The sequence below is a fragment of the Crossiella cryophila genome, from assembly GCF_014204915.1.
GTDB lineage: Bacteria > Actinomycetota > Actinomycetes > Mycobacteriales > Pseudonocardiaceae > Crossiella > Crossiella cryophila.
The window spans coordinates 8,631,279-8,642,845 of record NZ_JACHMH010000001.1 but is presented as its reverse complement, the minus strand read 5'-3'; the positions used below and the strand labels follow the sequence as shown (position 1 = coordinate 8,642,845).

12 protein-coding genes and 1 tRNA gene are annotated in these 11,567 nt (G+C 70.9%); 10 read left to right on the top strand and 3 right to left on the bottom strand.

Going from position 1 to position 11,567, the window contains the following annotated elements:
- Positions 1–5: 5 nt before the first annotated feature.
- Both HNR67_RS37110 and HNR67_RS37105 read right to left on the bottom strand, forming a co-directional pair.
- Entirely contained in the window at positions 6–479 is a 474-nt protein-coding gene (locus HNR67_RS37110; protein ID WP_185007708.1) for a carboxymuconolactone decarboxylase family protein, read from the bottom strand.
- An 89-nt stretch (positions 480–568) separates the two neighbouring features.
- Positions 569–1,027 carry a MarR family winged helix-turn-helix transcriptional regulator gene (locus HNR67_RS37105; RefSeq protein ID WP_312988918.1) on the bottom strand — a complete coding sequence of 153 codons (459 nt, stop codon included), beginning with the start codon at positions 1,025–1,027 and terminating at the stop codon, positions 569–571.
- Positions 1,028–1,096: 69 nt separating this feature from the next.
- Here HNR67_RS37105 and HNR67_RS37100 point away from each other — a divergent pair, with 69 nt between their 5' ends.
- The 10 genes from HNR67_RS37100 to HNR67_RS37055 all read left to right on the top strand — a co-directional run bounded on the left by HNR67_RS37100 (position 1,097) and on the right by HNR67_RS37055 (position 10,646).
- A complete protein-coding gene (locus HNR67_RS37100) occupies positions 1,097–1,945 on the top strand; it encodes an SDR family oxidoreductase (protein WP_221490177.1) in 849 nt (282 codons plus the stop codon).
- Positions 1,942–3,069 (top strand): GDSL-type esterase/lipase family protein, encoded by a 1,128-nt coding sequence (locus tag HNR67_RS37095; protein WP_185007704.1) that lies wholly within the window; start codon positions 1,942–1,944, stop codon positions 3,067–3,069. Before HNR67_RS37100 ends, HNR67_RS37095 begins: the two co-directional genes overlap by 4 nt.
- A 47-nt stretch (positions 3,070–3,116) precedes the next feature.
- Positions 3,117–4,118 carry an ADP-ribosylglycohydrolase family protein gene (locus HNR67_RS37090; RefSeq protein ID WP_185007702.1) on the top strand — a complete coding sequence of 334 codons (1,002 nt, stop codon included), beginning with the start codon at positions 3,117–3,119 and terminating at the stop codon, positions 4,116–4,118.
- Positions 4,115–5,047, top strand: coding sequence for a PfkB family carbohydrate kinase (locus tag HNR67_RS37085; RefSeq protein ID WP_185007701.1), 933 nt, complete (start codon positions 4,115–4,117; stop codon positions 5,045–5,047). The genes HNR67_RS37090 and HNR67_RS37085 overlap by 4 nt, the downstream gene beginning before the upstream one ends.
- Complete coding sequence (locus HNR67_RS37080) at positions 5,044–6,456, top strand: purine-cytosine permease family protein (RefSeq protein ID WP_185007700.1); 1,413 nt, start codon at positions 5,044–5,046, stop codon at positions 6,454–6,456. Before HNR67_RS37085 ends, HNR67_RS37080 begins: the two co-directional genes overlap by 4 nt.
- 88 nt (positions 6,457–6,544) lie before the next feature.
- Complete coding sequence (locus HNR67_RS37075; RefSeq protein ID WP_185007699.1) at positions 6,545–7,768, top strand: FAD-dependent monooxygenase; 1,224 nt, start codon at positions 6,545–6,547, stop codon at positions 7,766–7,768.
- A 50-nt stretch (positions 7,769–7,818) separates the two neighbouring features.
- A complete protein-coding gene (locus tag HNR67_RS37070; RefSeq protein ID WP_185007698.1) occupies positions 7,819–8,529 on the top strand; it encodes a TetR/AcrR family transcriptional regulator in 711 nt (236 codons plus the stop codon).
- 11 nt (positions 8,530–8,540) lie between these two features.
- Positions 8,541–9,491 (top strand): alpha/beta fold hydrolase, encoded by a 951-nt coding sequence (locus HNR67_RS37065; protein ID WP_185007697.1) that lies wholly within the window; start codon positions 8,541–8,543, stop codon positions 9,489–9,491.
- A 109-nt stretch (positions 9,492–9,600) separates the two neighbouring features.
- Positions 9,601–10,542 (top strand): DMT family transporter, encoded by a 942-nt coding sequence (locus HNR67_RS37060; protein ID WP_407645193.1) that lies wholly within the window; start codon positions 9,601–9,603, stop codon positions 10,540–10,542.
- Positions 10,543–10,572: 30 nt separating this feature from the next.
- Positions 10,573–10,646 (top strand) — tRNA-Leu (locus tag HNR67_RS37055).
- An 87-nt stretch (positions 10,647–10,733) separates the two neighbouring features.
- On the opposite strand, the gene HNR67_RS37050 is transcribed toward HNR67_RS37055, so the two are convergent.
- The gene (locus tag HNR67_RS37050; RefSeq protein ID WP_185007696.1) at positions 10,734–11,501 is read right to left on the bottom strand and encodes a dioxygenase family protein; all 768 of its coding nucleotides are present in this window, start codon (positions 11,499–11,501) and stop codon (positions 10,734–10,736) included.
- Positions 11,502–11,567: the final 66 nt, after the last annotated feature.

Here is an 11,567-nt window from a genome sequence, read left to right as displayed (position 1 = left end):
CCCGGTCAGCCGAACTGGCCGGGCTGGTAGTCGCCTGCGGGCTGCTGCAGGATCACGTTCATCCGGTTGTACGCGTTGATGATCGCGATCAGCGCCATCAGCGCGATCAGCTGCTCCTCGTCGTAGTGCTTTGCGGCGTTGGCCCACACCTCATCCGGCACCCCGCCTGCCGCGTCCGCGATCCGGGTGCCCTGCTCGGTCAGCTCCAGCGCGGCCCGCTCGGCCTCGGTGAACAGCGTGGCCTCGCGCCAGCCGGCGATCATGTGCAGCCGCTGCGCGGTCTCGCCGGCGAGCGCGGCCTCCTTGGTGTGCATGTCCAGGCAGAAGCCACAGCCGTTGATCTGGCTGGCCCGGATCTTCACCAGCTCCTGGGTCGCCGCGGGCAGCGACGAGTCCGACACCACCTTGCCAGCCGAGTTGAAGTGCTTGATCAGCTTGCCTGCCATCGGGCTGGCGAACATGTTCAGACGGGCGTTCACGGTGAACTCCTCTGCCGTTGTCGTTGCCGTACACAGCTATGACGACCCGGCTCGGCAGAGTGTGACCGGTCTGGATGTGACCTGCGTCGCTAGTCCTCGGCGCTGCTCCGGTGCAGCCGGGCGATGCGGGTCATGCACCGCTTGAACGCCGCGTACTCCTGCTCGCCCACCTCCGCCCGGTGCCTGGCCTCGATCTCGGCCATGATCTGGTCGCCGCGGCGCATCTCGTCCAGCCCGCGCTCGGTTGGCAGGATCAGCTTGGCCCGCCGGTCGTTCGGATCCGGCTCCCGGCGCAGGTAGCCCAGTGCCACCAGCTCGTCGACCAGGGTGCCGATCACCTGCTTGTGCTGGCCGGACTGGCGGGCCAGGTCGGTGGCCCGGCTGCCGTTCTCGTCCAGGTAGGCCAGCACCGCGCCATGCCGGGGCCGCAGCTCCGGGTGGCCCTGCTCGGCCAGGGACCGGAACATCTCGCGCTGCACCCCGAACAGGATGTTCCCGGCGAGAATGCCCAGGTCAGGGTCGTCTTCCTTGCGTTGGCTACGGCTCACGGCCACCCCTCCACGTGGATTTAGTCACCAATCTTGATAGTCACTGATTCTTACTATACCGTCGTGCTCATGACCATTCTGATCACCGGCGCCAACGGCACCGTCTCCAGTTCGGTACTCAGCTCCCTCGCCACCGACGAGGACGTCCGGATCATGGTGCGCGATCCGAAGCGTGCGCCCCGGCTGCCCGGCGTGCGGGTCGTGGTCGGCGACCTGGACGAGCCGGCCAGCCTGACCGAGGCATTCGCCGGGGTGGACACGCTGTGGCTGCTCACCGCGATGGGTCCGCAGGCCCCGCACGCCAGCATGAACGCGGTGCACGCGGCCAAACAGGCCGGGATCGGGCACGTGGTGCGGCTGTCCGCGATCGGCGCCGGGTACGACGCGCCGACCCGCAACGGACGGCTGCACGCCCTCTCCGACCACGAACTCATCGCCTCCGGGCTGAACTGGACGATCCTGCGCCCGCACTTCTTCATGCAGAACCTGCTCGGCTCGGTCAACGGCGACACCTTCTACGGTTTCCTCGGCGAGGGCAGGCTCGGCCTGATCGACGTCAGGGACATCGGTGATTCCGCCGCCGCCATCCTGGCCAACCCGGCCCCGCACGCGGGCCGGATCTACACCCTGACCGGCCCGGAGAGCATCACCCTGCACGAGGCCGCCGCGGCCGCTGGCGACGCACTGGGCACGCCGGTCGACTACCGGTCGCTGACCCCGGAGCAGGCCTACGAGGTCTTCATCGGGGCCGGGATGACGCCGTGGATGGCCGCGGTCACCAACGAGTACGGGGCCGCCTACGCCGGTGGCTGGGGCGATTTCACCACCCCGGCCGTGCCCGAGCTGACCGGGCACCGGGCCCGGGACTTCGCCCAGTTCGCCAAGGACCACGTCGGCGCCCTGCGCGGTCAGGCATGAGCGGGCACTGGCGGCCCGTGCACCGGGCCGCGATCGCCAGTCCCTACGACGCCTTCGCCTTCGCCCCGGCCCGCCGGTTCACCGACACCACGCTGCGGCAGATCGTGCACCTGCACCGGGGCGGCCCGACCCTGCGGCTGCACGTGGACAACCGGTTCGGCCGGACGCCACTGGAGGTGGGCGAGCTGCGGGTGGCCCGGCACCTCGGCGCGGGCAGGATCGGCCCGGACGCGCTGGTCACCGCGGGCGCGGCCAAGTCGTTCACGGTGGCCGCGGGGGAGCGGGTGATCACCGACGCGGTGGCGCTGACGCTGCCGGACGACGTCGAGCTGGCGATCAGCCTGTACCTGCCCGGCACCACGCCGTGGGCCACCCTGCACCCGGACGCCGGACAGATCAGCTATGCCCGGCAAGGGAATTCCACCGCAGTCACCGCGCTCTTCGAGGCCGAGGAACTCTCCTCCCTGTACTGGCTCAGCGGCGTCGACGCGCTGACCGACAGTCCGGCCGAGCCGGTGGTGGTGGCCTTCGGCGACTCGCTCACCGACGGCACCGGCACCACGCCGAACACCAACCAGCGCTACCCCGACCACCTGTCCAGGGCACTCGGCCTGCCCGTGCTCAACCTCGGCCTCAGCGGCAACCGGCTGCTCAGGGACGGCTTCGGCCAGGCCGGGGTCACCCGGTTCCAGCGTGACGTGCTCGCCGTGCCGGGACTCACCCACGTGATCATCGCGTTGGGCACCAACGACATCGGCCTGCCGACCATGTGGGACCAGCCGCAGCCCGGCGCGGCCGAGATCATCGAGGGCCTGACCCTGCTCGCCGAGGCCGCCCGCGCCGCCGGGGTGCTCACCCTGGCCGCCACGCTGCCGCCTACCTCGGGCACCGTCTACGGCGAGTTCTTCACCGCCGAGGGCGACCTCATCCGGCGCGCGGTCAACCGGTGGATCCGGGAGTCCCCGCTGTTCACCGGGGTGGTCGACTTCGACGCGGCGGTGCGCGACCCCGGGTACGACCTGGCCTACCGGGCGGAGCTGGACAGCGGCGACCACCTGCACCCCAACGACGCGGGCGCCGCCGCCATGGCCGCCGCCGTGCCGCTGGCGGCGTTCGGGCGCTGACCTGCGGGGAATTGCCGGCGACGGCGGCCGGGTGTACAGGTATGCACATGCACTCACGGGTCGGCCGGGCGCGCGGGGCCCTGCTCGGGCTCGCCCTGGGTGACGCGCTCGGCATGCCGACCCAGTCGATGTCCCCCTCGGACATCGCCACGCACTACGGCGAGATCACCGGACTGGTCGATGCCGTTGCCGCCCAACCGATCGCGCCAGGGCTGCCCGCCGGGACGATCACCGACGACACCGAACAGGCACTGCTGCTGGCCCGGCTGCTGATCGAGGGCGACGGGCAGGTGGATGCCAGCGCGTACGGCCGGGCCCTGCTTGTCTGGGAGGCCGGGATGATCAGCCGCGGATCGGCGGATCTGCTTGGCCCGTCGACGAAACTGGCCCTGACCCGGCTCGCGGCCGGGGTGCCACCGGCGGAGACCGGGCGGGACGGGGTCACCAACGGGGCGGCCATGCGGGTCGCCCCGGTCGGCATCGCCACCCCGCCCGCGGATCTCGACCGGCTCGCCGACGCGGTCGCGGAGACCGCCAGGGTCACCCACAACACCAGCCTCGGACTCGGCGCGGCGGTCGCGGTCGCCGCCGTGGTGTCCGCGGGAATCGCCGGTGCCGGGCTGGCCGAGGCACTTGACCTGGGCGAACAGGGTGCGCTGCTGGGGGCCCGGCGTGGGCGCCTGGTGGCCGGGGCCGAGATCGGGCCGCGGATCCGGTGGGCGCGGCAGTGGGTGCGCGGGATCCCGGCCGCGGAACTGGGCGGGGCGATCGGGCAGGTGATCGGCACCTCGGTGGCGGCGCAGGAATCCGTGGTCGCCGCCTTCGCACTGGCCGAGGCACTGGGCGAGCGGCCCCTGGACGCGTTGCTGCTGGCCGCGAACCTGGGTGGGGACACCGACACCATCGCCGCGATCTGCGGGGCGATGCTCGGCGCCTGTCACGGAAGTGCCGCGCTGCCAACGGATCTGACCACTAGGGTGATCCGGGTGAACGCTCTCGCGCTGGATCCGCTGGTGCAGGGGCTGCTCGCGCTCCGAGGGCCGGCGTGAGCGGGCAGCTCGTGCACACCGGCCAGGTCGTGGTCGACCTGGTGCTCAACGTGTCCGGGCTGCCACCCGTTGGCGGTGATGTGCTTGCCTCCGCGGTGAAACTGACCCCTGGCGGCGGGTTCAACGTGATGGCCGCGGCCTGCCGCTCCGGCGCGCGGGTGCTCTACGCGGGCAGTCACGGCACCGGCAGCTTCGGCGACCTGGCCAGGGCCGCGATGGCCGCCGAGGGCGTTGTGGTGGCCAACCCGCCCACGACCGGCGCGGACACCGGGATCGTGGTCGCGCTGGTGGACGAGGAGACCGGCGAGCGGACCTTCGTCACCGGCGTCGGGGCCGAGGGGCGACTGGAACCGGGGCAGCTGGACCAGGTGCATCCCAGTGCCGCGGACGTGGTCTACATCAGCGGGTACAGCCTGCTGCAGCAGGCCAACCGGGAGGCGCTGCTCGGCTGGCTGGCCCGGCTGCCCGGCCCCACCGTGCTGTTCGACCCCGGCCCGCTGGTCGAGCAGATCGTCTGGTCCGACCTCACCGCCGTACTGTCCAGAGTGGACATCCTGAGCTGCAACGCCCGTGAGGCCAAACAACTCTCCCGCACCAACACCACCCGGGCCGCCGCGGCCGTGCTGGCCACCCTGGTGCCCAGCTTCGCCACCGTGATCGTGCGCGACGGGCCCGCGGGCTGCCTGCTGCAACGGGACGGGCGGATCACCACGGTCGCCGGGTTCAACGTGGACGCGGTGGACACCAACGGGGCAGGCGACGCGCACTGCGGCGCGTTGCTCGCGGAGTTGTTGCGCGGCAGCGGGATGCTGGCGGCCACCCGGTACGCCAACGCCGCGGCCGCGATCGCGGTCACCCGGCACGGACCGGCCACCGCGCCGGTGCGCGCGGACATCGAAGAGCTTGTCGGAACGGGGTTCCAGCCATGAACGAAGCGCTCAAGGTCGAAACGCACGGGATCAACGTGATCGGCGACGCCGACCGGCACGGCAAACCCCGGCAGCTGTTCTGGCCCTGGTTCGGCGCGAACGTCTCCGTGCTGGGCCTCAGTTACGGCTCGTTCGTACTCGGCTTCGGCCTCTCCTTCGGACAGGCCGTGCTGGTCGCCGTACTCGGCATCGTGTTCTCCTTCCTGCTCTGCGGTTTCATCGCGGTGGCGGGCAAACGCGGCTCCGCGCCGACGATGCTGTTGAGCCGCGCGGCTTTCGGCGTGCGCGGCAACCGGCTGCCCTCGGCCATCTCCTGGCTGCTCACCGTCGGCTGGGAGACCGTGCTGGCCACCCTGGCGACGCTGGCCACCGCGACCGTGTTCGAGCGACTGGGCTGGGGCGGCGGCGCGACCACGAAGGTGCTGGCACTGCTGGTGGTCACGGTGCTGGTGGTCGGCGCGGGCGTGCTCGGCTTCGCCACCATCATGCGGCTGCAGACCGTGATCACCGTGATCACCGGCGTACTCACCCTGGTGTACCTGGGCCTGGTCGCCGGGCACATCCACCTGGATGCGGTGACCGCGATCCCGGCCGGGTCCGCCCAGCAGTTCGTCGGTGCGCTGGTGTTCCTGATGACCGGCTTCGGCCTCGGCTGGGTCAACGCGGCCGCCGACTACTCCCGTTACCTGCCAAGGGAAACCCCCAGCCGCGCGGTCATCGGCTGGACCACGTTCGGCGCCAGCCTCGCCCCGATCGTGCTGCTGCTGTCCGGCCTGCTGCTCGCCGGCTCCTCGCCATCGCTGAACACCGCCATCGCCGCCGACCCCATCGGCGCCCTGACCACCCTGCTCCCGGTCTGGTTCCTGGTGCCCTTCGCCCTGGTCGCGGTGCTCGGCCTGGTCGGCGGCGCGGTACTGGACATCTACTCCTCCGGCCTGGCCCTGCTCGCCGCGGGCGTCCGGGTCTCCCGCCCGGTGGCCGCGCTGATCGACGGCGTGCTGATGGTGCTCGGCACGGTGTACCTGGTCTTCCTCGGCGGGCAGTTCCTCGGCCAGTTCCAGGGCTTCCTGACCACACTGGGCGTGCCGGTGGCGGCCTGGTGCGGGATCATGCTCGCCGACCTCGCCCGGCGGCGGGAGTACGTCGAGGCGGACCTGTCCGATCCGGCCGGGCGTTACGGCGACATCCGGTGGGGGCCGGTGGCGCTGATCGTGCTGGCCGCCGGGCTGGGCTGGGGCCTGGTGACCAACTCGGCGGCGGGCTGGCTGGGGTGGCAGGGCTACCTGCTCGCCCCGCTCGGACTGGCGGAGAACTGGTCCGGCGCCAACCTCGGGGTGCTGCTCGCCCTGGCCCTCGGCTTCGCGTTCACCCTGGTCACCGGTGGCCGCACCCGCGCCGCGCAGGTCTGACACCGCTGTTCACCCACCCTTCCGGGAGTGACGCAGGCCACGAACTGACCAGATGACGATTCTGGTCAGTTGGGTCTAACCTGGGTTCATGGACACCACGAACACCCGCGACCGCCGCGCTCTGGTGGTCGGACTGGGCATCAGCGGAATTGCCACGGCACTGCGGCTGCGGCGGGCGGGCTGGGAGCCGGTGCTGATCGAGAAAGCCCCGGCCAGGCGCTCCGGCGGGTACTTCGTCGGCCTGTTCGGCACCGGCCGGGCGGCGGCGAAACGGCTGGGCATCCTGGACGGGATGGCCGACCGGACCGCCTCGGACGGGGTCAACTTCGACATCGACCGGGCAGGCAACCGGCGGCGCGGGCTGGGCTTCAAGGACCTGCCGGGACTGCCCAGGCTGATGCTGCGCGGCGACGTCGAACGGGCCGCCTTCGCCGCGCTGCCCGCCGACGTGGAGATCCGCTACTCGACCGTGCCCACCGCCATCGCCCAGGACGCCGACGGCGTGGACGTGACCCTGCGGAACACCGTCGACGGGCAGACCGGCACCGAGCGGTTCGACCTGGTCATCGGCGCGGACGGACTGCGCTCCACGGTGCGCTCGCTGGTCTTCGGGCCGCACGAGCGATACCTGAAGCGGCTCAACTTCATGATCGCCGCCTTCTCGCTGCCCGACCGGCTCACCGACGTGGCGCAGGAGGACGGCGTCACCCTGCTCGAACCCGGCCGGTCGATGTGGATCTTCCCGTTCGCCGACCACCCGCCGACCGTGCTGCTGTCCTACCGCACCGACGACGTGGACGCCGAGTTCACCGAACCGCCCATCCAGCGGGTGCGCGGCGTCTTCGGCGACAAGCCGACCGGGCGGGCGCTCGGCGAGGCGCTGCGGGCCATGGAGAACGCGGAGGAGTTGCTGTTCGACTCGGTCGAACAGGTCAAGATGGACCGCTGGCACGACGGCAGGGTGGTGCTGGTCGGTGATTCGGCCTGGTGCGTGACGCTGTACGCGGGCATGGGCGTCTCGGCCGGACTGGCCGGCGCGGACCTGCTCGGCACCATGCTGGAACGCCACCCCGGCGACCTGGAGCGGGCGCTGACCGAGTGGGAGGCGAAACTGCGGCCCAGCATCGAGTACTACCAGCAGAACGGGCTGGAGCAGCAGGCGTTCTTCACCCCGACCAGCCGGTTCCAGATCGCGCTGCGCAAGGTGCTCATGCGCGGGCAGAAGTGGCCGCTGATCGGCCGCCTGCTGCTGGCCATGCGCGATGGCGGGAAAGCGACGCGCATGAAGGAGCTGGACATCGCGCGGGCATGATGGTCTTGGCCCGCGGTCGCGGGCGGTCGGGCTGGGGAAAGGGATCGGTCATGGCTCAACTGGTCGAACACGACTCGGGGAAGGCCGCCCGCATCCTCGGTGTGGCCAGGGAGTTGTTGCTGCGGCGCGGGGTCAAGGGCGTCACGATCGCCGAGATCGCGGAGAAGGCGCACGTCGGCAAGGGCACGGTGTACCTGTACTGGGGCACCAAGGAGGACCTGTTCGTCGGGCTGTTCGCCAGGGACTTCCTGGAAGTGGTTGACGAGTTCATCGAGAACTTCACCGGCGATCCGGACAACGCCCGCCCGCACCGGCTGGTCCCCCGGCTGGTCCAGGTCGCGCTGGACCGCCCGATCGTGCGCGCGCTGCAGACCGGTGACGTGGAGATGCTCGGCATCCTGGCCGAGCACCCGCGCAGCACCGAACTCATCAGCGCACTCGGCCCCGGCGCGCTGATGTACGCGGTGCTGCCGGTGTGGCGGGAGCACCACCTGGCCCGCGCCGACTGGCCACTGGACGAGCAGGCGTACGCGCTGCGGGCGATGACCGCCGGGTTCTTCCAGGTGGCCGCGCACCCGCACGCGCTGACCGAGGTCGAGGTCGCCGATCCCACGGCCGTGCTGGCCACCGCGGTGACCGCGTTGCTGGGCCAGGAGACCGCCACCGCGGCGGAGGTCCGCGCCACCGCCGAGATCGGCCTGACCCTGCTGCACGAACGACGAGCGGCCGTGCTGGCCACCATCGTCACGAATACGGAATGAGGGGAATCTCGTTGCCACAGCACCGTGAAGTGTCCGTCAACGGCATCACCATGCACATCGCCGAGCAGGGCGAGGGCCCGCTCGTGCTGCTGCTGCACGGCTTCCCGGAGAGCTGGTACTCCTGGCGGCACCAGTTCGAACCGCTGGCCGCGGCCGGCTACCACGTGGTCGCGCCGGACCAGCGTGGCTACGGCGGCACCGACCAACCGTCCGATGTGGACGCTTACTCGATCTTCCACCTGGTCGGCGACGTGGTCGGCCTGATCGAGGCGCTCGGCCACAAGCAGGCCGTGGTGGTCGGGCACGACTGGGGCGGCCCGGTCGCCTGGCACACCGCCATGCTGCGGCCGGACCTGGTCCGCGGCGTGGCCGGACTCAGCGTGGCGCCCGGCCCGCGCGGCCCGGTGCCGCCGCTGGTCGCCGCGCGCGAGCGCTTCGGCGACGGCTTCTACCAGATCTACTTCCAGGAACCGGGTGTCGCCGACGCCGAGCTGAACTCCGATATCCGCGGCGCCTTCCGCAAGACCCTGGCCGCCACCTCCGGCGAGGGCGCCAACCCGGCCGCGGCCCCGCTGGCCCAGGCGGGCGGGTTCCTGGCCGCGATGCCCGATCCGGAGACGCTGCCGGGCTGGGTCACCGAGGCCGACATCGACGCCTACACCGAGCAGTACCAGCGCAACGGCTTCACCGGCGGCCTGAACTGGTACCGCAACATCGACCGCAACTGGGAGCTGACCGCGCCCTGGCAGAACGCCCGGATCACCGCGCCCGCGCTCTACCTCAGCGGCGACCGGGACCTGGTGCGCGCCTTCTACCCGCCGGAGTTCATGGACCAGGTGCTGCCGAAGATCCTGCCCGACCTGCGCGGCGTGGTCGACCTGCCCGGTTGCGGGCACTGGACCCAGCAGGAGCGCCCGGACGAGGTCAACAAGGCGCTGCTGGAGTTCCTCGGCGGCCTGTGAGCCGCCGGCTCGCGGTCTGATTCCCGCCGGACAGCCCGCCCCCGCGGCGGGTTGACTCCCTCCCGGCCCCGGCACAACCGCCGGGTGCCGCGGAGGGAGCAGCGTGCCGATCACCCGAGCCCGGCTGGGCACCCCGGTCCAGTTCGGCCTGCTGGCCCTGGCCTGGGGGTCCAGCTTCCTGTTCATCAAGATCGCGCTCACCGAGCTGAGCCCGGCGCAGATCGTGGCCGGACGGCTGCTGCTGGGCGCGCTCACCCTCGGCGTGCTGGTACTGGCCACCCGCCAATCGATCCCGCGCGAGCTGAGGCTGTGGGCGCACCTGGCCGTGGTCTCGGTGCTGCTCTGCGTGCTGCCGTTCCTGCTCTTCGCCTGGGCCGAGACCCGGCTGTCCTCCGGCCTGGCCAGCATCTACAACGCCACCACCCCCCTCGCGACCACCGCCTTCGCCGCCGCGTTGCTACGCACCGAACGCCTCACCAGGAACCGCCTCACCGGCCTGCTGCTCGGTTTCGCCGGAGTACTGGTGATCATCGGCCCGTTCACCGCCGACCTCACCGGCGACCTGCCAGCCCAGCTCGCCTGCCTGGGCGCCACCACCAGCTACGGCCTGGCCTTCGTCTACCTGCGCCGCTTCCTCGGCGACCGGGACGTACCCGCGGTGACCATGGCCTTCATCCAGGTCACCATCGGCGCCGTGCTCATGCTGCTGACCACCCCCTTCCTTGGCACACCAGGGAATCTGTCCCCGCCGGTGCTGCTGAGCATGATCGCGCTGGGCGCGGTCGGCACCGGCCTGGCCTACGTCTGGAACACCGCGGTGGTGCGCGACTGGGGCGCCACCAACGCGGCCGCGGTGACCTACGTGACGCCCGTGGTCGGCGTACTGCTGGGTGTGCTGGTCCTGGCCGAACCCGTCGCCTGGCACCAGCCCGTGGGCGCGGCCCTGGTGCTGCTGGGCATCCTGGCCGCGCACGGGCGGCTCAGCAGGCGGCGCCCGATCCCTGCTGACGCCGACCCGCCAGGTGACCCCGTCAACGAGGTGCGGCGGTGATCGCGTATGGTGCTTGTGCCCAGAAAGAAGGCCCCGGTAGCCCAACCGGCAGAGGCAGCGGACTCAAAATCCGTCCAGTGTGGGTTCGACTCCCACCCGGGGCACCTTGTGCAGTACAGAACAGCCCCTGACCAGGCAAAACCCGGTCAGGGGCTGATCTTGTCGCAGGGGTGTTCCGCCACCTGTCGCGCCTAGTCGGGCCGACCGACCTGGATGTTGGACAGGTCGAGGCCGATCGCGAAGTCCGCGGTGTAGCCGGTACCGGCCTGTTGCGGGCGCAGCAGCATCTGGGCGCCGCCGTTGCGGTAGATCGAGTCCCGGTTGTTGGTGGTGTTCGCCGGACCTCGCCGCAGGTACGGTTCGGTCCGCAGATAGGCCGCGCCGAACTCGGGGGTGAAGTACAGCTGCGAGGTGAATTCGTACGGTCGGCCGTTGGTGCCGATGGTGCGGATTTTGATATGGATGTGCAGTGTGCGACCCGTGTACCAGCCGGGCAGAATGGTGATGAATCGGGCCGCGCCCGCCTGGTCGGTGTTCTGGTAACCACGCAGGAATCGGCGGCCGGAACTGCCTTGGGACGGGATATCGGAGTACAGGCCGAACGCGTCGCACTGCCAGAGGTCGACCATCGCTCCCGGTAGTGGAGTGCATTGCTGCTGGCGAATCTGCTGGATGGTGAAGTTGATCGTCAGCGCGGTGCCGGGCACCGGTCGGCCAGTGGCCGGTTCGGTGCGGATGTCGGAGCGGTTGAGCCGCTCGTCCACGAAGTAGGGGCCCTCCATCTGCTCTGGCTTGACCACACAGTCCAGTGAGCAGACCTCGGGTGCGTCCGCGACGAAGGTGGTGGGACTGGCCATGGCGGATCCCGCGACCGTGAGTGTGGCACCCGCGGCACCGAGCAGAATCAACGCCTGCCGTCTGCCGAGTACCCGGCCGATCGGCTCATCGTCGTCATGCATGGGATTTCCTTTTGGGAGCAGGGTAAATGAGCGCGACAGGGGGTTGTTCGCAGGGAGTCGCGCTCA

Bases quoted from the DNA above. Each gene is read 5' to 3' on its own strand.
- HNR67_RS37080 (WP_185007700.1), top strand. From the start codon at position 5,044: ATGAACGAAGCGCTCAAGGTCGAAACGCACGGGATCAACGTGATCGGC.
- HNR67_RS37090 (WP_185007702.1), top strand. From the start codon at position 3,117: ATGCACTCACGGGTCGGCCGGGCGCGCGGGGCCCTGCTCGGGCTCGCC.
- HNR67_RS37100 (WP_221490177.1), top strand. From the start codon at position 1,097: ATGACCATTCTGATCACCGGCGCCAACGGCACCGTCTCCAGTTCGGTA.
- HNR67_RS37095 (WP_185007704.1), top strand. From the start codon at position 1,942: ATGAGCGGGCACTGGCGGCCCGTGCACCGGGCCGCGATCGCCAGTCCC.
- HNR67_RS37050 (WP_185007696.1), bottom strand. From the start codon at position 11,501: ATGCATGACGACGATGAGCCGATCGGCCGGGTACTCGGCAGACGGCAG.
- HNR67_RS37070 (WP_185007698.1), top strand. From the start codon at position 7,819: ATGGCTCAACTGGTCGAACACGACTCGGGGAAGGCCGCCCGCATCCTC.
- HNR67_RS37075 (WP_185007699.1), top strand. From the start codon at position 6,545: ATGGACACCACGAACACCCGCGACCGCCGCGCTCTGGTGGTCGGACTG.